This is a genomic window from Streptomyces spororaveus, from assembly GCF_016755875.1.
GTDB lineage: Bacteria > Actinomycetota > Actinomycetes > Streptomycetales > Streptomycetaceae > Streptomyces > Streptomyces spororaveus.
The window spans coordinates 988,972-1,009,219 of record NZ_BNED01000005.1 but is presented as its reverse complement, the minus strand read 5'-3'; the positions used below and the strand labels follow the sequence as shown (position 1 = coordinate 1,009,219).

The following is a 20,248-nucleotide window of genomic DNA, read 5'->3' as shown; positions in this document are numbered from 1 at the left end:
AACCCGTCGCTGATCTTGATCGGGGTTGCGCCGATCACAACGAGCTGGGGCACCTGGAGACCTTCGCACGGTCGCGTCGTAGCAGGAGTACGCGTGCAGCAGCCCGGAGGAAGGGTGCACGGCCACCTCGTCGGTGCCCGGTTGCAGGCACTGCATCTGCGGCTCACCGGATCCGGTCTGGTTGTCGGCTTCTCCCGCGTGGTATCGGCGCACAACAACGCCGCCAGTGACGGCCCAGATCATCTGCTGTCGGTTATCCACAGAAACATCGGTGCCACAGCGATCACGTCCGGCCTCGCCCGACCTGTCGGCCTATCGAAGGCCCTGTCCATCTCGGCCGTCGGCCTCGCCAGCATCACGCGGCACAACCTTCTCGGCCACCCTCTGCAACACGGTCTTCGCACGAAATACCTGCCACCACCTGAGGTCTGCCGGTGGGCACAGAACCGCCACCCCAAGCCCCACCCCCCGGGACGTCTCCTGCGCGCTGTCCACCCCTCAGCAAGGACCCTGCTCATGCACCCAAGCCGCAAGACGGCCATCATGGCGGCCGCAGCCCTACTCGCATTCGCCGCCGCCACGACCGGATGCGGGCAAGACTCCACCTCCCCAGGCCCGCCGAAGGCCGGCTGCCCAGCCGCCCTCGCCAGAGCCGAGGGCAACGTAGAGCAAGCCATGAACACCACCACCTCTTGGGACGGCCCCACAAGCGGCCCCAAAGCGGCTTCGCGCAGGACCATCGCCTTCGTGGCCCAGACCATGATCAACCCTGGAGTGGCGGGCGTCGCACGGGGCGTAAGAGAGGCTGCAAAGGTTATCGGTTGGGACGTCAAGGTCATTGACGGGCAAGGCACTCCGGCCGGAATCCAGGCCGCATTCAGTCAGGCCATCAACCTCAAGCCCGCGGGCATCGTCATCAGCGCCTTCGACCCCGCAGTGACCTCGCAACAGGTTGCGCAAGCCAACGCCCGGAACATCCCGCTCGTCGGATGGCACGCAGTCCATTCTCCAGGACCAAGCAAGCACCCCAGACTCTTCACCAACGTCACGACCAGAGTCGAGGATGTCGCGAAAACCAGCGCTGACTGGATCATCGCGCACTCCCAGGGCAAGGCCGGAGTCGTCATCTTCACCGACGCCTCGGTACCTTTCGCCAGGAACAAATCCGAACTGATCCGCAGGGAACTCACCACCTGCTCCGGCGTGAGCCTGCTGTCCTACGAGAACATTCCGATCACGGACACGACCAGCCGCGTCCCCCAGGCAGTCTCATCCCTCCTGGCCCGGTTCCAAAATAAGTGGACTTATTCCGTCGCCATCAACGACCTCTACTTCGCAGACGCTGCTCCCGCTCTGCAAGCGGCGGGTAAGCAAGGCGACGGTCCTCCCCTCAACATCGGCGCGGGCGACGGCGACCCTTCTGCCTTCCAGCGCATCAACAACCGTCATTACCAAGCAGCCACCATTCCCGAACCACTCATCGAACAGGGCTGGCAGATCATCGATGAATTTAACCGAGCATTTTCTGCCCAGCCCGCCAGCACATACGTCGCGCCCGTCCACATCTCCACTGCTCTAAACAGCAAAGGCGCCACGTCATGGGATCCGACGGGCTACCGGGAGGCGTACCGGAAAATCTGGGGCAAGTAGCATGGTTGATTTCGAGCCGCCAAACACGTCCAAAACTGCCGACTAAGGGCTTGCAGAGAATCAAGGTGTTGCTTCCCGTGCTGGGGCTCGTTGAATCTCAATGAGGTTGTCAAGCGGCCGATGGCGGGGCGAGGGTGTAGAGACGGTGGTCGCGGAGCATGGCCCAGAGCACGTCAACGCGGCGCCGGGCCAGAGCGAGTACGGCCTGGACGTGACGCAGGCCTTCGCTACGTTTGCGCAGGTAGAAGTCCCTGGAGGGGCCTGGATACATCATGGCGCTCTGGGCTGAGAGGTAGAACACCCAGCGCAGGCGGCGGTCGTAGCGTTTGGGCCGGTGCAGATTGCCTGTTCGGCGCCCGGAGTCGCGCGGTACCGGGGCGAGGCCGGCGTGTGCCGCCAGGCGGCCGGCGTCGCGGTAGGCCGACAGATCCCCGGCGACCGCGACGAACTCGGCACCAAGGATGGGGCCCATGCCGGGCAGCGATTCGATGACCGCCGCGCGTTCGTCGGCACGGAAGGTGTCCCGGATCTCCCTGTCGTTGACCGCGATCCGCTCGTCCAGTTCCAGCAGCTGGTGCGCCAGTTCTGCCACGAGGGCTGCGGCGCGGGTTTCCCCGGGCAGCGCGGTGTGCTGCTGGTCAGCTGCGGCTACGGCTTTCTCCGCGAGCCGCTGGGGACTGCGGACCTTGCGCCGTTCGAGCCATGTGGTCAGCCGTTTGACGCCTATACGACGCAGGCCGGCCGGGGTCTGATAGCGCGTGAGCATGGTCACCGCGCCCTTGGAACGGGCGAAGTCAAAGGCTCGTTCCAAGGCCGGGCTGATGCCGCACAACAGATCCCGCATCCGGTTGATCAGGCGGACCCTCTCCGCAATGAGGTCGCGCCGGTTGGCGGTCAGTAAGCGAAGGGTGCAGGTCTCCTCGGCCGGGAGAGTGATGATGGTGAAGTCCCGGCGGACGCGGGCCATGTCGGCGATGATCAAGGCGTCCTTCGCGTCTGTTTTGCCTTCACCGCGGTAGCCCTCGGCTGCCCGGTTCACACTCCGCCCCGGCACGTACGTCACCTGCTGGCCATGCGCGGCGAGCAGGGCGAGGAGAAGCGTCGCGCTCTTTCCCCGCAGGTCAACGGCCCACTGAACCTGCCCGGCGGTTTCACAGGCGGTGGCGATCAGCTGGAGAATCTCCTGCTCATCGTTGGAGAGCTTCCTGGATAAGAGGGTCTCGCCCGCGTTGTTGATCGCCACTGCCCAATGGTGGCCTTTACCGACGTCGATACCTACCCATATCTGGTGATTTTCGTTGCCCACTGACGTCGCTCCGTTTCCTGGTGACCAGCCCTTCGTTGGTCCTCGGAACACTCCGCATCAGGCCCTTAAGCAGCGATGACCGCAGATCTCAATCAGTAGCCAGAGCGTCCCGGAGGACCAGGTGGCCATTCAACGAAAGCCACAACAACGGCAACCTGGCATCAGCCATGCCTGGTCCTCCCGGACCGCAACCATTGTCCAGCAGGGTGGTATCAGCCGTGCCTGGTCCTCCCGAACCACCTCCAATTCTTAAGGGTCTGGTATGCGCATCCCGGACGAGACCCGTATCGAACTCTCCGCGAAGATTGCGGTGTTGTTCCCGCATCTGGACTAAGGCCTGTCTGATAATTGATCTTGTGGCAGGGCGAGGCGAGTTGACGGAAGCGGCGTGGGAGCGGATAGAGCCCTTGTTGCCGCAGGTGGACGGGCGTGGTCGGCCGTGGCGTGATCACCGGCAGGTGGTCAATGGTGTGCTGTGGCGGTTGCGGACCGGGGCTCCATGGCGTGACCTGCCGGAGCGGTATGGGCCGTGGCAGACCGTCTACGAGCGGTTCGCCCGCTGGGAGGCGGATGGTACGTGGGCGAGGCTGTTGGAGCATGTGCAGGTCCGCGACGACGCGGTGGGCCGGGTGGAGTGGACCGTCGCCGTCGACTCCACGGTCAACCGGGCCTACCAGCATGCCGCCGGCGCACGTAAAAAGGGGCCGCAGACGGGGACGAACTGGAAGATCCGGGCCGCTCGCAGACGCGCCAGGCCCTCGGCCGGTCCCGAGGCGGGCTGACCACCAAGGTCCACCTCGCCGTCGACGGCCGGGGCCTGCCCCTGTCCATCGTGCTCACGCCTGGCAACGTCAACGACGCCACCGCCTTCGGTCAGGTCCTCGACGGGATCCGCGTTCCGAGAGCCGACACCGGCCGCCCGCGCACGACACCGACCCGAGTCCTGGGCGACAAGGCCTACTCCAGCCGGGCGATCCGGCACCTGCTGCGGCGCCGCGGCATCGCCGTCACGATCCCCGAGCGCCGCGACCAAGCGGCCAACCGTCGGCGCCGAGGGCGCCACGGCGGCCGGCCGCCCGCGTTCGACAAGGAGGCCTACCGCGACCGCAACGTCGTCGAACGATGCTTCGCACGCCTCAAGCAATTCCGCGCGATCGCGACCAGGTTCGACAAGCTCGCCGACCGCTACCGTGCCGGAGTCGTCCTGGCCTCGCTGATCCTCTGGCTCCGCGAACCAGCCCGTGATCATTTGTCAGACACGGCCTAGCGGCAGCGACGGCTGTTGATGGGGGCCGAGGCCCGGCTGCTGGGGCATGGTGGCATCCGCGCTGTCGCTCGGGCGGCCCAGGTCAGTGAGACGACGGTCCGCGATGGCGTGTTCGAGCTGGAATCCGGCGACGAGCCGTTGGGACGGGTCGGGCGTCCCGGCGGAGGACGCAAACGAGTCGCCGACCTGGACCCGGGTGTGCGGCCGGCACTGCTCGCGCTGGTCGAGCCCGATGAGAGGGGCGATCCGATGTCGCCGCTGCGGTGGACTGTGAAATCGACCCGTACGCTCGCGGCGGAGCTGGTGCGGGCCGGGCACCGGATCAGCGCCGATACCGTGGGCGACCTGCTGCGGGAAGAGGGCTTCAGCCTGCAGGCGAACGCAAAGACGCTCGAGGGCAATCAGCACCCGGACCGGGATGCCCAGTTCCGCTACCTCAACGAGCAAGCCCGCAACCACCGGGACGCCGGCCAGCCGGTCATCAGCGTGGACACCAAGAAGAAGGAACTCGTCGACGAGTTCAAGAACAGCGGCCGCCAGGGGCGTCCCGTTGGCGAGCCCGTCCCGGTCGGCGTCCACGACTTCGCCGACCCGCAGCTGGGCAAAGCCGTCCCCTGTGGGATCTACGACCTGACCGCGCACACCGGCTGGGTCAACGTCGGCACCGATCACGACACCGCCGCGTTCGCAGTGGAATCGATCCGCCGCTGGTGGCACGGCCAGGACCAGGCCAGTTACCCGCAGGCGACACGGCTGCTGATCACCGCCGACGCCGGCGGATCCAACGGCTACCGCACCCGGGTCTGGAAGCTCCAGCTGGCCCAGCTCGCTTCCGAAACCGCTCTACCGATGTTCGCCTAGACCGGACCAGGGGCACCTGACCCTGGCTGCGGTGGCTAATGTCCTCGCGGGGCGAGGACCCGGATGACGCCGGTGCTGTCGGCGGACTCGCGGAGCTGGAGGTTTTCAAGTTCGAGCACCTGGATCACTCGCACGAGTTGGGCGGTTTGGGCGGCCTGCGCGTCCCGGTCGGCTCGAAGTCGTGAGACCTGCTTCCGCAGCGTGTCGTTATCGGCCTTCAGGCTGTCGGCGATCTTGGGGCGGACGTCCTGGGCTCGGACGAGGGCGTAGAAGAGGTCTCTGAGGCCGGTGTGCTTGTGGGTCAGCTTGTTGCGTCTGAGCCCTGCCTCGGCGGCCAGCGACTTCACGGTCAGTTGTCCGTCGGAGCGGCACGGAACACCGATGAGGAGCCGGATCATGGCGTCGGTGATCGCTCTGATCTCGTCCGCATCCACTGTGGTACTCGGGGCGGTGAGCGCAGCGCTCTGGGCCAGGACAGCTCCAACGGTCTGTGCGATGGCGGCCGCCATCGGTACTGGGGCAGAGGCGTCCTGCCCGCTCGCTGGGTCTGGTGTGATCTCGTGCGCGCCGGTCATGGGGGTGTTCATGAGCCCGTCCCGTTCACGCCGGCTCCGTCGGCCGTGCGGCCTCGTGGTTGTCGATGATCAGGCGTAGAGCAGCGGTGCGCTGCAGTTTGCGTGAACGCAGGGGAAGCGGGTCGAACCCATCAGCGAGCTCTCTCTCGATCCGTGTGATCTCCCGGCGTGCCCGTTCCATGTGCGTGTCGGTGCGTGAGACGTTGCCGCAGGAGGGATTGCAGCGGCTGGGGCTGGGCGTCTTCTGCGCCGCTGCGCCGGGCCGGCCGCGTTCGGGGTCGCACAGCGCCTTGAACGCGTCGTAGTTGCAGGCGAGCAGGGACGCGTCTGTATCGTGGATCTGGAGGCGAGGGTTGCTCCTCAGCGCGGTGAGCTGCGCCTTGGAGACGAAGGCGCCGTCGTACGCATGGTGGTATTGGGCAGCCGCCGCGCGGTAGCGGTCGGCAGCTGGACCGCTGACCGTCTCGCCCGCCTGGATGCGCTCGCTGGCTTCGGCAAGCGCGTCCGCCATGGCGATGCCCTGCTCGAAGTCCAGGACGTCCAGCATGTCGGCCGTGGTCCGGCCGCCGTAGGACTCGGCCAGGGATGCGCCGACGTGGCCGTACTGCAGGCCGAGCGCGATGCGTCCACCGGGCTGGCGGTAGATGAACCAGGCCACCGTACGGCGGAAGCGTCGAAGTGTGACGTCACCGTCCGGATCGGTGGGGATGATCTCGTGAGGCCGCTCCAGGATGGCGGCCTGCTCGTTCGCCCAGGCGATGAACCTCTTGATCCAGTGCGTGACCGTGTCGCTGGACAGCCCGCGCGCGAGATACCCGGCAGCGCGGTGATGCGGGCTGATGGTTCGGGGAAGCAGCAGCTGCTCGTCGGAGAGGTTCTCCAGCACCTGGATGGCCCGGTGGACTACCTCGATCACGGTCCAGGGGTCGGGGCGGATTTCCCCCTCCAGTCGTGTGTTGCCCTCGTGATCGGTGACGCCCTTGAAGTGACGGCCGGCAACGCGGTAGCGGACGGTGCCGTCGGCGCGTTCTTCCCTGGTCGCACAACCGCGTTCCAGGTGCAGAACCTCGGCGGGCCGCATCCCGGACAGGTAGGCGATGACCACGGTGGCGGCCGTAGCCAGATGCACCGTCAGCGCCCGCACTTCGCTGTGGTCGATGCTGTGGGTCCACGCCTTTCCATCGACGGCCGCGGTGATCGGCGTGGGCAGGGCGGCACCGTCTGCGAACTTTAGTCCGACCAGCGGCTCAGGGCCGCCGCGAAGGAAATCCTGCACTTGGCCTGTGGTGACCGCGAGGAGTCCTGCGATGAAGCGGACGTTCGCGGCGGGCCCACTCGTGTCCCATCGCGCGCTCACAGCTCGAGTGGACCGTCCTCTGTATGCCGGGATGCCCTCACCGCTCGCCCGTAGTTGGCGCATGTAGGCGCGAAGGCGGTCCCGGCCGTCCCTCGGAGCCGAGCCCGGCGGCACCACGGCGGCCTCGAGCCGCTGCCATTCCCGGCGGGCGGCCAGGATGTCGGGTGCTAGGTCCAGGACCATGCGAAGGGCCCACACGAGCAGGGGTGACATCGTCGCCGGGTGGATGACCGGTGTGCGGTTCTCTCCGCGAGCGGGCCCGTTGCTGGAGTCGGTGAAGTCACCGGGCGCACTCGCCGGCTCTGCCCACGGCGGCATCACCAGGCGGTCGCCGGGGAGCATGAAGGGCGCGTATGCCCAGGCACGAGTCAGGGCGAACAGGACCCGCTCGTCCGCACCCGCGCCCTTCCTGTCCGTCAGGGTGGTGGCGAAATGCTCAAGGTCCTCACGGCTCAGGCGGTCGAGACGGGTAACTGAGCGCCGGTCGGCCCAATCGGCGAAGTTCTGCCAGGATCGGACTGTGAGGATCATCGTCGCCGGCGTGACCACCGAGCGGGTCACTGAGGCGCGCTGGTCCATCAGGGCAGGCGGCGTGGGAATGTGCACCAAGGCCCAGGCCAGGCGCTTGAAGGATGCCCGAAGCGGGGCCGGGAACGTGCTCCACCGGATTGCGGAACTACGTGTGGTCTCGCGCTGGTCGAGGTAGGCGAACTGCCAGCGGTCGTCGGCAAACCGCGGCAGGACCTCCATCTCGACACCCCGCCGTACTCGCGCGGGCGGGAACACCAGGGCGGTGGGTGGCGGATCCACCAGGCCGGGGCCCGCCAGCGCAGAGCCGGATGAGCGTGTCACGGGTCCAGCTTCCTCTCAAGCATCGCGTCGATCAGTTCCCGGTCCGACCCGGTGAGCCGGCCCAGAAGAGCGGGCCAGGCCCGCTCGACGGTGTGCTCGGCCAGGAGATCACCCACCCGGGCGTGGTGCTCCTTCCAGTCGGCCATCCACACGGCCGGCGCCACCGCCGACCGCAGCGCCTCCAATGCCTTGAACAGGTAGACGATCCGTGGGAGGTGGCGCCCGGTGGCGAGCGCATTGGGGCAGGCGAAGCACAGGAGGAAGGACACCGAGCAGGGGCCGTCGGTGCTGAACGGGCTGTGGTCGAAGTCCTGGCACGCCCCGACAGTCGTATCGAGATCGCCCGAGACGAACTGCCGGGCGGCCTCCAGCGTGATGCCCACCTGGCCCTGGACAGCGTGGGCCTGGCACTCCGGGTCGCCGCCGTCCACGGTGACGACCCTCATCCTGACGTGAGCGCGTGCCTGTTCCACCGCCTTGGTCAGCCCGGCAGCCACCGCGGTCGGGGAGTCCTCGATGACCCGACGGTCTCGCCGCACGTACGCGTCGTCGTGGACCTTCCGGGTGTTGTTGTGAGGAGCGCCGATGACGACCTCCACCGAATGCCGCAGCTTGCGGGCGCCGATACCCGGTGGCAGGGCTACGCAGCGGGCACCCATGAGTTCGCACCAGTCCACGATGGCGTGCTCAAGCCCCGTGGACCCATCGTTGAACATCTCCCCCCGGTGCAGACCCCGCGACCACAACAGGGCCCTGCTCGGCCGGCCAAGCCCCGCCAACGTGATCCGGACCTGCTCGGTCATGTCAACGACCTGCCGCAAGGCCCACCCTGCAGTGTCCTCACCGACGTTGACCAGGTTGTTCGTACTGTGCCGCAGCCGGGAGCCACGCCGTGCCTTGTCCGTCTCGACGCGCTGGACCACCGGCTCCGCGGTGTCCCCGTCTCCGTTCGGCCACACAGACGGAACCTCCATTGCCGCGAGCACCGACAGGTTCCATGCCTCGTGGCAGATCAGCAGCACCGCGGCCGCGCCCTTTTCCACGACCGTCGGGAAGAGAGCAGAGATGCCCTGGTGGTAGCGGCCGGGCGGCACGAAGCGGCGGGCCAGTTCCCGCCGGACGGGATGGGGCGGGTACCCGCTCGGTGTCCTTGGGAAGTCGCCGTCGCGGCTGAGGATGTCCAGCAGCTCACCCCATGGCCAGTCCTTGTCCCCGTCGGTCATTTCGCCGGACTGCCAGCGCTCCAGCAGGCGGGCGTTGCTCGTGATCCGGAGGCGGGCAGTCCGAACGGTCCGTGCTGCCTCGTCCCGGATCATCAGCAGTTCGGTGCGGGAGAAGCTCTCCTTGGGCGCGGCCTTGCGGACCCAGCGGCTTCGAACGGACATCGCCGCGAGCGTAGCCGCCGGCAGTGAAGGCACCTGGCGCAGGACGGCACCGAGCATCCGCCTGGTTTCGATTGCGTCCACCCACCTGTTCCAGATACCTGCGCTGATCTCGCCAACGTGTCCGATGGTCTTCCCATACTCCTTTTCCAGATGCCTCAGGAACTGGCGGACCACCTTGGCGTGGGTGTCGCAGCTGGCCGCGCTGGTCCAGGCCCTGGCGGCGCGGGCGAAGCCGGCCGCCAGTTCCCGCCTGATCTCCAGCGATCCCGGACACTGAGTGAAGTTGTAGGTGCCCAGGTCCTGGCCGGCGGGTCCCAGCGGGGTACAGATCAGTCCGGAGGCATCGACGGTGCTCCGGCGCCGGTATTCCGCAGGCGGCAGGGTCGCCTTGCCCCTCCCTCGCGTCACACGGCGTCCAAGATCAGGCCGGTTCGCCGGGCCAGTTCGCTCAGCATCAGGTCGTTCACCGGATGGTCCTCATCGTTGAGCAGCGTCTCCAGCTGGAGCCCGCGGACCGGCTCTAGGTAGATGGCCTTCGTAGTCTCCTCCGACAGGTGTCCGAGCAGGTCCTTCACCATCGACCAGACCGTCCCATAAGCCTCCTCGTACCGGCGCCGTTCACCGGGCGTCAGTCCCAGACGCCGGTCCAGTGCATGGTTGAGGGCCAGAAGCATTCGCAAGGCCATGGAATGGCGCAGCATGTGCGGGGTCGCGAACACCGTGAGCCCCATCGCGGCACACCGTTCGCTGGCCCGTTCGAAGGTCTTGGTCCAGCTGCGGTAGGCCATCGGCATGCCCGACTCGGTCAGCCACACCATGGCCGGCTCCAGCCCGTCAGCCGCGCGGACGAAGAGCTTCATGCGCTGGCGGACATTCAGCTTGTCCAGGTGGGCCTGGCCGAGTCTGCCGTCGGGCTCCGACCAGCGAGCGATCCGCCGGCGCGTGACCTCTTCCAGGATCCGCTTGTCCGGCACCTGCTCGTACAGTCCCCGCATTTGAGCCCGCCTTACGGCCTGGGCCCGCGTGGACAGCCGGTAGTACTCCACCGTCCGTAGCGCGCCGTGGCTGGCGTAGTAGGTACGGCCGGCGCGCTTTGCGACAGCCGTTCCCACTTTGCCGGCGTAGTATCGCCGGTCAGTCAGCTCTGGCAGCTCCGCGAGGAGCAGCGTTCCGCCCTCCCTGCGCCGGAGCCCGGAGGAGTACACGAGGTCCGCGTACGACGTGTCCCGGGCGTCGTTGCGGCCCGGCCAGCTCGGATTCTCCAGACCATCCGAAAGCATCCCGCCCAGACCAACGTCCCGCCACAGCCTGTAGGCCCGTGGCGTCAGCCACTTCACGTCCGAGCCGCGCACATCAGCGGGAGCCAGCTCCGCCGACTCCACCATAGTTCCGTCCGGCAGGACGAACGACCTCAGAAGCACCGGACTGTCCGCGACGAACCTCAGCTTCCTCGCGATGTCATAGAGCAAGCGCAGAGCCGCAAGTTCCTTGCCCCACGTTGACCCCGTGATCGTGTTCCGGTTGCCCAGCCCTCGCAAACGCCAGTCCTCCCAGTCCTCCAGGTCCTCTGGGGTTGCTTCGTCCCAGTTAAGGCCCCGCTGCCACAGGAAGGTGAAGAACACGCGGTAGCAGGGGGCATACGTCTGCCGAGTCCCCTCGGACTTCCGAGCGAAGTAGTGCGACTTGAAAATCCGGCTCAGCCGCGGGTCGACCCGTCCCGCAGGCGAAAGAAGGATTGGCTGCCCCGTACGAATCCCTAGCTGGCTCTCGCGCGCTGCGAGACCCTCCCAGCCGTCAAGAACACCAGCTTCTGACGCCGGCGCCACAACGTCCGCGCCGGTCCAGAACAGCTGCCACTCGTCCACAACGCACGCCTCACGTACGGCAACACGACCTCTGACAACACGGTCACCGTAGACAGAAGGCGCCTTTGCCGCCGATCTGGGAGAGCGGTCCGCGGTGGGCGTCGCCCTCGCTGGTGATCTTGATGATGTCGAGGGTGGTGCCGGGGTGCCGGGTGCGGAAGGTGTCGGCGAAGCGGCCGGTCTGCTCCATCGCCATGGGGCTCGGCCGGGTTCCGAGCCGGACGGCACGGGTCACGAGGGTGGTCATGGTGCGGATCTCCGGGTGTTCAGGGGATGACGGGGAGGTGAGCGAGGACGGTGTGGAGGGTCTGTCCGGGGGTGAGGTGGCTGGTGTCGATGACGTGCGAGGCGGCGGCGTGCAGCCAGGCAGCCGCGGCCTGGCCGTAGTCGGCGGCCCGTCGGCGCCGGTGGGAGCGGACGGCCTCGCTGCGCTCCTCTTCACCCGGGTACTCGCAGCTCGCTTCGATACGCGCTTCGAGCTGATCGGGACCGGCGTGGAGCACCACGTGGTGGAAGGGCGTCCCCAGCTCGGAGAGCGGCCCGAACACCTCGGCCGCGTAAGCGGGGTTGAGGACGGTCATCGGGACGATCACAGGCCCGGCGGCGAGCTCATGGAGCTCGGCGACGAGGCGGGTGGTCAGACGCCGCCAGGCGGCGTAGTCCTGGTAGTCGCGCACCCTTCGGGGGTGGCCGGCCATGCTCTGGCGAAGGAGCGCGCCGACGTCCTCCGGGTCTGCGATGACCGATCCGCTCAACGCCTCGCGAAGCCCAACGGCCGGTGTCGACTTGCCGGCGCCGAACGCCCCGTTGACCCAGATGATCACCGCCCGGTCTCCCCTTCCCTCGCCGAGTCCTGCCCAACGCCCGGATCGGCGGCGCCGTCACGCCCAGTCCAGCCAGTCACGATGCGCGTCTGGGGCTTCTCGACGATGTCGCCGGCGGGCAGCAGACTGTCGGGTGTCCCCGCGGGCAGGATCGTCAATGCGGGGGTGGCGCGGCCGCGGAGCCCCCGGTCCCAGGCGTGGATGGCACCGGTCAGGGTGTCTGCGGCGGTCTTGCCGTCGGGGCCGACGCCCTGGACGAGGAACTCCCAGGTGGGCGTGGAGCCGGACTCGTCGTCGGCGAGGCGATCGACCACCACGCAGGCCAGGGAGCCGGCAGACACCATCGCCATGGCATCCATGCTCTTCGGCAGCCGAACAGGGCCGAGATTCTCGCGGTCCCCGGTCAGGCGGCAGAATCCGGACACCGAAGTCGCCAGCCACAGTTGCAGGTGCTCGAAGGACTCGTTCTCGACGACGGTCACCCCGGTTCGTACCTCCACCACCTGGTCTGTGGTGAGGGCCCGGTCGAGGCCGTCGAGCGGGGAAGGCTCGCTGTCCTCCCAACGGACGCCGTAGCCGCTTTCGCCGATCGGGTCGGGTGTCTCGTCCCACCAGCCGTTGCCCTGCATCGGCACGAAACCGCAGACGCTGATGCCGGTGGAAGCCAGCGCACCAGCCTCCTTGCGGAGCCCGATGGCGCGGGTGAACCCGCCGATCCGCAACGGCACGACCAGACGACCGCCTTCGCCGAGCTGGCCGAACCACGCATTCGGGGCGTCGTTCGCGGCGACCGTCACCATGATCGCGTCGAAGCCCTCAGCAGGAACGAGCGCTCCGGGCGCTCCGTGGGTGCCGTCACCGAGGACAAGCCGGACGCGGTCCGCGTACCCGGTCTCGGCGAGGAACCGCTCGGTGCGGGCATGGACGTAGGGGTCGATCTCCACGCACACGACCGAACCCGTCGGGCCGACGAGTTCGGCGGCCAGGCACGCGTTGTAGCCGCCGCCCCCGATCTCCAGTACCCGGTCGCCCGGCCGAAGAGCGGCTTCGCGGAGCATGCGGGCCTGCATCTCGGGCTGGGACACCGAGCTCATCGACCGGCCGGTCACTTCGTCGAAGACGGTCGCCACCGCCTCGTTGGCATACGCCCGGTCCAGGGGCTGCTCGGGCAGGAAGGCCTGGCGGGGCACGACGGTGAAGGCCCGCCGGAGATCAGGGGTGTCGGTCCAGCCTGCCTCGGTCAGCTCGCGCACGAGCTGTTCGCGCAGCCGCAGGGCGCTTGGCGGCTCCCCGAACCCGAGCGTGATGGTGCCAGCGGGGCGCGGGGTGTGGTGGGCGGCCGGCACGTGGGGCAGCAGGCCGGGCCAGACGACGTTCACGGCCTGGGCGCTGGCCGTGAACAGCGGCTGCGGCAGGCTCCGCAGGTCGGACAGGTTGTGCCATTCCCAACGGGACAGGTCGAGCTCCCGCACCGCGGGCTCGCTGGTGTAGTCGGTGAGCCGGGCGACCTCGGTGACGCGGGTGAAGCCTCCGTGGGTGGCGTCGCACAGGGTGCCCAGCAGCATCACCGCCTCCGGGCGGGCGACCAGTCCGGACTCCTCCTCCAACTCTCTTACCGCCGTGACCTGGAACGGCTCTCCCGGCTCAACTTTCCCGGCCGGGAGCTCCCACATGGTGCGGGCGTTGTTCCAGCCGAGGAGGAGCTGCCCGTGGGTGTTGGTGACGACGACCGCGACGCCGGCCATCGCCACCGGCGTCGGCGTCCGCTTCTCCCCGTAGACGACGGCGCCGGTCTTCGGACCGCGCAGCAACAGGACCGTGGAGTCGCCGGCCTCGACGCGCTCGACGTACTCCCAGCCGTCGCAGAGCAGGTCGATCTCGGCGTCGTCCAGGCAGATCCCGCGCAGCTTTTCCGGGAATCGGTCGGCGTGCGGGGTGATCACGCACAGCGTGCCCTCGGGCTGAAGGAGGGCTGCGAGTTCGGCGACGGTGCGGGTCCGGTCGGGCAGGTGGGCCAGGGTCCGGCGCAGGATGATGACCCGGAACCCCTCGCCGCCCGGGGTGAGGGAGGCGAGGTCGCCGCTGGTGATGTCGAGCTGGTGGTAGGTGATGGCCTGCGACGGGTTGGCTTCGGCGCGGTCGACGGCGGCCTGGGCCCAGTCCACCGCGGTTACCTGGTATCCGACGTCCGCCAGCAGCCGGGCCACTTCACCGGTCCCACAGCCCAGTTCCAGGGCCGGCGCGGCGCCCGCGTCCTGGGGGAGGGCCAGATGGTGTCGGAGGGCAGCCTCCTCCTTGTCGCTCAGCGGCTTGAAGTCACGGCCGCGGGCGTAGTGGTCGTGCCATCCCTGCATGGTGGGTGGGGTACTCATGTACGGGGTGCTCCTTCAGCAGGATGTTCAGGATGTTCAGGGAGGTCAGGCCGGGTGCGGGACGGTCCGTCCGTACAGGGCGGTCGAGCGGCCCGACATCAGGGCCCAGTACCGGTCTCCGAATGACCAGTGCCACCACTCGCTCCCGTAGTTCACGAGGCCCGTGCTGGTCAGGGCGTCGCTGAGGACGGTGCGGTGGAGCCGGGCTTGGCGGGTGATGGTGTCGGCGAGCGTGTAGCAGGCGCCCGCGCTCTCCTCCGGGGTCGCGTTCACGCGGGTGCCCATGTCTAGCTCGGAGCCCTCCGCGTCGACGAGGGTCAGGTCGACGGCCGCGCCCGCGCTGTGCGGGGCGATCTCCGGCGGTGAGACGTACCGGCTCGCCCCGGCCCGCAGTTCCTCCTCCGTCCATGCCGGGTAGGCCACCCGGAGCTGATCGGTGTACTGCTGGAAGTACCGCGTTTGCAGGTTCGGCGGACGGTACCCCTCGACGATCAGGAGGCGCAGCCCGTCCGGCAGCAGCCCCTGGGCGTGCAGGAGCCGGTCCACGACCCCGGAGCGGAGCAGGGCGAAGGCACCTGCCGCGTCGCGGCGACGGTCGTCGACCAGGAAGTGCTCGCCGGCGCGGATGTCGGTCAGCCGCTCGCCGTTGTCGGCCACGGGGATCGCAGCCACCTTCGGATCGGACATCAGCACGATGCTCATCTACTTCTCCCAGTCCCAGGCATCGAAGTACACGGGCACACCCGACTCCCGGGCCGCCATGACCGCTTGCAGCCGGGCGAAGTCCCGGCCCGGCATGAGCGGTTCCCAGTCGGCTACCGCCAGCGCCCGGACCTCGTCGTGCTCGGCCGGGTCCAGCACGATCCCTTCGAGCTGCGCCGCGGTGAGCCGGCCGCCGTCGAACACGAAGCCCACCGTGCTCAGGGGCCACGCGGCTCCGGGCAGTCCGAACACGGCGGCGAGCAGCCGGGGTGGTCCAGCCAGCTCCAGCGCGGTCTCTTCCCGGCATTCGCGTACCGCGGTCTGCCACGGCCGCTCCCCGGCTTCCGCGATCCCGCCCGGCCACTGCCACGGATGGGTAGTGGTGTACGTGGCGCGGAGATGGACGGGCCGGTCGGCCTCGTCGGTGAAGAACACCGCGCCGAAGACCGTGGCCTTGGGGAGCGTCGCGGCGAACTCCTCCGGAGGCAGCCAAGAAGTGCCGCTCACGATGCCCTCCCGTCGAGCGGGACGGCGAAGCGGGTCATCCGCATTAGCATCCGATTACTCGCGAATCCGAGCCCTTCGTAGAGCGGGGTCGAGCCCTCGTTCGCGTACAGCTCGTAGAGGGTGACCCCTTCGGCTTCCAGATGGTCCAGGAGCGCGGTGAGCGCGGCCTTGGCGTGGCCACGGCGCCGGTGATCGGGGTCGGTGGCCACCGCGTGGATCCGTACGGCAAGCCCCTTCGGGTACTTGGGGGCCGGCAGGACCTTGTGGACGAGACCCAGGGCGCAGCTGGCCAGGCGGCCGTCGGGGGCGTCGACGACGTAGGCGCGCGCGTCGCCTCCGGATGCGAGGCGTTCGGCGAGCTGGCCTGTGCACCGGTTCAGCCAGAGCGGGTCCAGGGGCTCAGACAGGATGTTCTCCGAGCGCAGGCGGGAGATCTCCGGCGCGTCGGCGGGTGTGGCCAGGCGGGGCTGGGACATACCGTGTTCCTTCCTCGAAAGCGGGGCTCCGGTCGGGGTTACGGGCGGCGGGCGGTGTGGAGGCGCAGCAGGGTCCGGCGTCCGCGTTCGGTGACCTCGGGGTCGCCGTGCGACATGCCGTAGGCGATGCCCGAGACCGCGTCGAAGGCCGCCTCGCAGTCCAGGCGCAGCTCCTCGTCCGGGTCGAGCAGCCTGCCGTACCCGTCTAGGAACGCGGCCCTCAGGTCGTCTCGGCCGGTCCAGGTGTCGGAGAGCCGCACCATGTCCCGGGTGGCGGACGCGTACTCGGAGCGCTCGAAATCCAGCAGCAGCTGATCGCCGTCGTCGCTGATCAGAACGTTGCGGTACTGCAGGTCCCCGTGTGTCGGCACGGCGGGAGGCGTGGGCAGGTCCGCGTACGCGCGGGCCAGAGCGAGGACCAGGTCCTCGTCGCCGACGGGCAGGTACGGTCCGGCCGCTCTCAGGTGCCGCTCGATCTTGGCCAGCGCCGGGGAAGGGACCGCGGGCTGCGCGGGAGCGGCGCCGTGCAAGGCGGCTGCCAGGCGCCCCAGACCGTGCTGAACCTGTACCTCCGTCGCCGGATCCAGGGCCATGCCGTGCAGCGGCCGACCGGTGAGCGCCGTGACAACGATCGCCTGCGCCTGGCGGTCGGCCGCGACCAGCCGCGGGGCCTTCGCACCGAGTACCGGTGCCCACGCCCGGAGCGCGGCAACCTCCCTGTCATGGAACTTGGCCCCCCGGTGCCGCTTGAGGTACCAGGTGCCCCCGCCGGCACCGGTGATCCGCCAGACCCTGCTCCCGGTCCGTACCCAGGAGACGTCCTCGGCTCCGGTGATCCGGCCCACGGCCCGCTCGGCGAACTCCCGCAGCTTGTGGGGGAGTCCGGGCCCGTCGACGGATGGGCCGGGCAGCAGAAGGGTGCGGTCGGGGCCCTGGGCCGCGTAGGGGATCACGTCGCCCGGCTCCTGGAAGTGGACGGCTGCGGGCAGCCCGGCACGGTAGGCGTCCAGGCCGGCCCGGCAGTACGCCACGATCGGCTCCGCCAGCCCGCCCTCCAGCGGGTACCAGCCCATGTCGTCGCACCGGTACGGCTCCATCACCTCCGGCTGTCCCGACCACCGGCAGACCTCGAAGAACACGCCGAAACGGCTCCCGGCACCGACCGGCGGGCGGTGGTGGACGATCACGGCCACGGTCACGTCTTTGGGATCGATGAGGACACCAGTCTCCTCGCGTGCCTCCCTGATGACGGCCGAGACCATGTCCTCGTCGGGATCGAGATGTCCCGACGGGAAATGCCACATGCCGGAGGCGTACACGTCGCCGGCACGGCGCGACAGCAGCACTTCCGGGCCGTCTGGGCCTTCGCGGCGCAGGATCAGGTGGACGTCGATTACCTCGCGGTGGCGCTGCGGGCCGCTCACGTGGCAGTCCCGGGCCGCCGGCCTACCAGCACCGTGAACTCGGCGTCCTCCCGTAGCACGCCCTCCGTGGCGTACTGGTTGAGGAGCTGGATGGCTTCGGACTCGAACGCTTCGTGGCGGTCGGCGAACAGGTCGGGTCGGGCGAAGGAGGTGCTGCGGAGGTAGCCGACGACGTTGGCCGGTGTCCAGGCGCGGGTCACGGGAAAGCGGTGCTCGGTCACGGTGCTGAACGCCGAGGCTGCGAGATCGTCCGCGTAGGAGCGGCCGGGCCCGCCGTAGGTTCCGCGGGTTCCCGCCCGGCGGGAGGGACCGAGGAAGCTCTGGATCAGCTCGCGCAGCACAGCGGTCCAGTCGGACTCGTAGGTCCAAAGGCTGCCGTCCCCCAGGACTGCCACCGCGGCGTGCGGCGCGGAGATCCGGTCCACCATGTCCAGGACAGCCGCCCGGTCCATCCAGTGGAACGCCCGGCAGCAGGTGACCAGATCAGGTCCCTGGCCGGGCCGCAGCGGCGCGTAGGTGTGGGCTTCGCCCGCGAATGCCGAGACCGTGGTCGTGCCGAGGGCGGGACGGAGGTCCGCCATCGCCTGGGCGAGCATCCCTTGGTTGACGTCTACGAGGTCGATGTGGGCCAGCCGGGGCACGACTGCCAGCAGCGCGCGGGGTACCTGTCCTGTCCCGGCGCCGAGGTCGACGAGGACCGGTGCGGGCACGCCGTGCAGGGTTGCGGCGAGGAGCCGCACGGCTGCGTCGGGCACCCCGGGACGGTAGCGGGCGTAGTCGGCGGCTGCCGTTCCGAACAGCGACCCCCCGCCTCCGGGGGTGTCGGCGACGACCGGTTCGCCGGAGTGCATGGTCATGGGGCTTCTCCGGGAGTGGGGGATGGGGCGGGCAGCACCCAGGAGAGGTGCCCGCCGGTGGTGGTCACCTGCTGAGCGCCGCTGGAGCCGATGTCGATGCGGTAGGTCGAGGGAGAGCCGGCCGCCCGCCACAGGGCGGCGACTTCGTGGAGCTCAGCCCAGATGTCACGCGGCCCGTCAACGGTGACCTTCCACCTGCCGGTCCCGGCCGGGCGGGCCCGCATCCACGATCCGCAGCTGGGCGCGCCGATGGTCAGGTCCTCCGCTCCGTAGTCCCGGACGAGCCCCGGCCGCAATGCCCCGAGAGCCAGCCACGCACCGCGGTCAGTGACCGAAGGAGGTACGAGCCGGCTGCGCCGGGTCCAGCGGCCACCGCCCGCGGCGATCTGCTGGCGGAACTTGGCGGACAGGAAGACCTGCTCGAAGCCATCGATGCCGGTACCGGCGCGGTGCCCGAACTCGACCCCGCGCAGCTCGGCGTGGACCTGACCGGTCGAGGACTTGGTGATCACGGCCAGACCCGGCCAGGACGGCGACGAGGTGGCCACCGTCATCAGCGCGAGACCGCCAGGGGCGAGCTGGTCCACCAGGGCCGGCGGGATGCTGGGCACGGAGAAGGACACGAAGATCCGGTCGTACCCCGCGCGGGCGGGCCAGCCGTCCCGCCCGTCGCCGGTCACCACGGTAGGCCGGTAGCCGAGAGCAGCCAGGCTTGCTCGCACGGCATCGCCGACGTGTTGGTCCACATCGAGCGTGACGACGCCATCGTCCCCGCACACGAAGCACATCACGCCCGCGGTGACCCCGGCACCCGTGCCGACGTCCAGAACCCGCTGTCCCGGCCGCAGGTCCAGCACCTCAATCAGGCCAGCTGTCATGCCCATCGTGCTCGACATCGCCGTCATGGTCCCCCCGCTGCGCACGCCCGGGCTCCGGCCGAGCATGGGTTCGCCCGCATGTTGGACCGGGACGCTGTCCCCGCTGTGGAGCAGACGGCACAACTCGTCCCGGTCTTGGGGCCGCGCCCAGTCCAGCAGCTCCCACCGAGGTGGGAGCTCGTCGGGATCCGACCGGCGTACGTACGCCTGCCGCATCAGGACCTCGCGCCGCAGGGCCAGGAGTGCATCCCGCACCGGGCCCGCGCCCAGGTCGCCGGATTCTTCCAGGCGGCCCACCATCTCCACCCGGGCGGCCGCGGAATCGGGACCCGCGGCCGCCACGACCACGCCGCCCTCGGACGACGCGGCGGGAATACTTCCCGCGGACCGCGGCTCAGGCAGCGGGCAGGCCTTCGATACGGCCTCGGTGGCCGCCCCGGTGTTCAAGTCGTTCACGGTGTCCCTCCGTCCATCGAGCCTTCACGGCTGACGTCCTTGGCGCGCGCCGCTCCGGGGGCGGGCACGACCGGGCAGGGTGTGTCCGGCGGCCCGGCCATGTTGGGCATCTGCCGAAGGCCGCGCACCGGAGACCGGGCCAGGACCATGAACGGCACGAGAAGGAGGCAGGAGCCCACGACCAGGGCCGGCCGGACGCCGACCCAGGTACCGAGTCCTCCGGCCAGCAGCGCGCCCAGCGGCTTGGCCGCGCAGGCCAGCCAGGTACTCACGGCCTGCATCCGGGCCTGCATTCCGGCCGAGGTGACGATCTGCCGGATCGAATTCTCCGCGATGCAGATGTCTCATGAGACATTCGTAGAGCCGCAGTCTCTGGGCTGAACATCTGCTGATGGTGGCGCCACTTCGAGTCTGCTGTGCGGAAGTCTGAGACATCGGAGCCCTGGGTTGGCCGGCCACGAGAGTCACCCGTTCGGGCGACGTTCGAGGTTGGTACGTATGACCAGCTGCGCGCTGCGCCAGCGCCATGCTCACACACCGGGGACGTGTCAGAGCCCGACCAGCTGGGCACGAGCACGCAAACGCGGAGATGCCCACAGCTCCCGTACCGCAGGGCACGGGCGGGCATGCACGG

General features: G+C 69.1%; 17 protein-coding genes and 1 pseudogene. 3 read left to right on the top strand and 15 right to left on the bottom strand.

Translation table 11 applies throughout. The annotated features are described in order from the left end of the window. Positions 1-516: 516 nt before the first annotated feature. Entirely contained in the window at positions 517-1,650 is a 1,134-nt protein-coding gene (locus Sspor_RS07295; protein WP_373318894.1) for a substrate-binding domain-containing protein, read from the top strand. Positions 1,651-1,759: 109 nt separating this feature from the next. Here Sspor_RS07295 and Sspor_RS07290 read toward each other — a convergent pair whose 3' ends face one another. Continuing rightward, positions 1,760-2,956 (bottom strand): IS110 family RNA-guided transposase, encoded by a 1,197-nt coding sequence (locus Sspor_RS07290; protein WP_202198318.1) that lies wholly within the window; start codon positions 2,954-2,956, stop codon positions 1,760-1,762. A 356-nt stretch (positions 2,957-3,312) separates the two neighbouring features. Between Sspor_RS07290 and Sspor_RS07285 the strand changes: the two genes are divergently transcribed. Together Sspor_RS07285 and Sspor_RS07280 are read left to right on the top strand one after the other, a co-directional pair. Beyond that, positions 3,313-4,223, top strand: a protein-coding gene (locus Sspor_RS07285) for an IS5 family transposase (protein WP_202198317.1) whose coding sequence is annotated in 2 segments (ribosomal slippage) — positions 3,313-3,667 and positions 3,667-4,223 — 912 coding nt in all. Because the reading frame shifts where the segments join, the coding sequence is not laid out codon by codon here. Positions 4,224-4,235: 12 nt separating this feature from the next. Then, positions 4,236-5,069, top strand: a pseudogene (locus Sspor_RS07280) (ISAzo13 family transposase); the annotation flags it as partial. Positions 5,070-5,119: 50 nt separating this feature from the next. On the opposite strand, the gene Sspor_RS07275 reads toward Sspor_RS07280, so the two are convergent. From Sspor_RS07275 to Sspor_RS40325, 14 genes are all read right to left on the bottom strand, one after another. Further along, positions 5,120-5,659 (bottom strand): hypothetical protein, encoded by a 540-nt coding sequence (locus tag Sspor_RS07275; RefSeq protein WP_202198316.1) that lies wholly within the window; start codon positions 5,657-5,659, stop codon positions 5,120-5,122. 25 nt (positions 5,660-5,684) lie between these two features. Then, a complete protein-coding gene (locus Sspor_RS07270; protein WP_202198315.1) occupies positions 5,685-7,766 on the bottom strand; it encodes a hypothetical protein in 2,082 nt (693 codons plus the stop codon). Between the two features lie 98 nt (positions 7,767-7,864). Continuing rightward, positions 7,865-9,253, bottom strand: a complete 1,389-nt coding sequence (locus tag Sspor_RS07265; RefSeq protein ID WP_202198314.1) for a hypothetical protein — start codon at positions 9,251-9,253, stop codon at positions 7,865-7,867. A 404-nt stretch (positions 9,254-9,657) separates the two neighbouring features. Next, on the bottom strand, positions 9,658-11,118 hold the full coding sequence (locus Sspor_RS07260) for a site-specific integrase (RefSeq protein WP_202198313.1): 1,461 nt from the start codon (positions 11,116-11,118) through the stop codon (positions 9,658-9,660). A gap of 43 nt (positions 11,119-11,161) precedes the next feature. Further along, on the bottom strand, positions 11,162-11,365 hold the full coding sequence (locus Sspor_RS07255; RefSeq protein WP_202198312.1) for a hypothetical protein: 204 nt from the start codon (positions 11,363-11,365) through the stop codon (positions 11,162-11,164). Between the two features lie 19 nt (positions 11,366-11,384). Further along, positions 11,385-11,942 carry a P-loop nucleotide/nucleoside kinase family protein gene (locus tag Sspor_RS07250; RefSeq protein ID WP_202198311.1) on the bottom strand — a complete coding sequence of 186 codons (558 nt, stop codon included), beginning with the start codon at positions 11,940-11,942 and terminating at the stop codon, positions 11,385-11,387. Next, a complete protein-coding gene (gene fxlM / locus Sspor_RS07245) occupies positions 11,939-14,314 on the bottom strand; it encodes a methyltransferase, FxLD system (RefSeq protein WP_202198310.1) in 2,376 nt (791 codons plus the stop codon). Before fxlM ends, Sspor_RS07250 begins: the two co-directional genes overlap by 4 nt. 45 nt (positions 14,315-14,359) lie before the next feature. Next, a complete protein-coding gene (locus tag Sspor_RS07240) occupies positions 14,360-15,016 on the bottom strand; it encodes a M15 family metallopeptidase (protein ID WP_202198309.1) in 657 nt (218 codons plus the stop codon). Next, the gene (locus Sspor_RS07235) at positions 15,017-15,523 is read right to left on the bottom strand and encodes an NUDIX domain-containing protein (protein WP_237403721.1); all 507 of its coding nucleotides are present in this window, start codon (positions 15,521-15,523) and stop codon (positions 15,017-15,019) included. Continuing rightward, positions 15,520-15,999 carry a GNAT family N-acetyltransferase gene (locus Sspor_RS07230; RefSeq protein ID WP_202198308.1) on the bottom strand — a complete coding sequence of 160 codons (480 nt, stop codon included), beginning with the start codon at positions 15,997-15,999 and terminating at the stop codon, positions 15,520-15,522. Before Sspor_RS07230 ends, Sspor_RS07235 begins: the two co-directional genes overlap by 4 nt. Before the next feature lie 38 nt (positions 16,000-16,037). Beyond that, positions 16,038-17,423, bottom strand: a complete 1,386-nt coding sequence (locus Sspor_RS07225) for a phosphotransferase (protein WP_202198307.1) — start codon at positions 17,421-17,423, stop codon at positions 16,038-16,040. Then, positions 17,420-18,280 (bottom strand): methyltransferase domain-containing protein, encoded by an 861-nt coding sequence (locus Sspor_RS07220; RefSeq protein WP_237403720.1) that lies wholly within the window; start codon positions 18,278-18,280, stop codon positions 17,420-17,422. The genes Sspor_RS07225 and Sspor_RS07220 overlap by 4 nt, the downstream gene beginning before the upstream one ends. Beyond that, the gene (locus Sspor_RS07215) at positions 18,277-19,614 is read right to left on the bottom strand and encodes a methyltransferase domain-containing protein (protein WP_237403719.1); all 1,338 of its coding nucleotides are present in this window, start codon (positions 19,612-19,614) and stop codon (positions 18,277-18,279) included. The genes Sspor_RS07220 and Sspor_RS07215 overlap by 4 nt, the downstream gene beginning before the upstream one ends. After that, positions 19,611-19,886 carry a hypothetical protein gene (locus Sspor_RS40325; RefSeq protein WP_237403718.1) on the bottom strand — a complete coding sequence of 92 codons (276 nt, stop codon included), beginning with the start codon at positions 19,884-19,886 and terminating at the stop codon, positions 19,611-19,613. Before Sspor_RS40325 ends, Sspor_RS07215 begins: the two co-directional genes overlap by 4 nt. Positions 19,887-20,248 lie beyond the last annotated feature (362 nt).

Excerpts from the sequence above, each read along its gene's own strand:
- fxlM (WP_202198310.1), bottom strand. The coding sequence starts at position 14,314 with ATGAGTACCCCACCCACCATGCAGGGATGGCACGACCACTACGCCCGC.
- Sspor_RS07240 (WP_202198309.1), bottom strand. The coding sequence starts at position 15,016 with ATGAGCATCGTGCTGATGTCCGATCCGAAGGTGGCTGCGATCCCCGTG.
- Sspor_RS07295 (WP_373318894.1), top strand. The coding sequence starts at position 517 with ATGCACCCAAGCCGCAAGACGGCCATCATGGCGGCCGCAGCCCTACTC.
- Sspor_RS07270 (WP_202198315.1), bottom strand. The coding sequence starts at position 7,766 with ATGGAGGTCCTGCCGCGGTTTGCCGACGACCGCTGGCAGTTCGCCTAC.
- Sspor_RS07220 (WP_237403720.1), bottom strand. The coding sequence starts at position 18,280 with ATGACCATGCACTCCGGCGAACCGGTCGTCGCCGACACCCCCGGAGGC.
- Sspor_RS07275 (WP_202198316.1), bottom strand. The coding sequence starts at position 5,659 with ATGACCGGCGCGCACGAGATCACACCAGACCCAGCGAGCGGGCAGGAC.
- Sspor_RS07230 (WP_202198308.1), bottom strand. The coding sequence starts at position 15,999 with ATGTCCCAGCCCCGCCTGGCCACACCCGCCGACGCGCCGGAGATCTCC.
- Sspor_RS07255 (WP_202198312.1), bottom strand. The coding sequence starts at position 11,365 with ATGACCACCCTCGTGACCCGTGCCGTCCGGCTCGGAACCCGGCCGAGC.
- Sspor_RS07265 (WP_202198314.1), bottom strand. The coding sequence starts at position 9,253 with ATGTCCGTTCGAAGCCGCTGGGTCCGCAAGGCCGCGCCCAAGGAGAGC.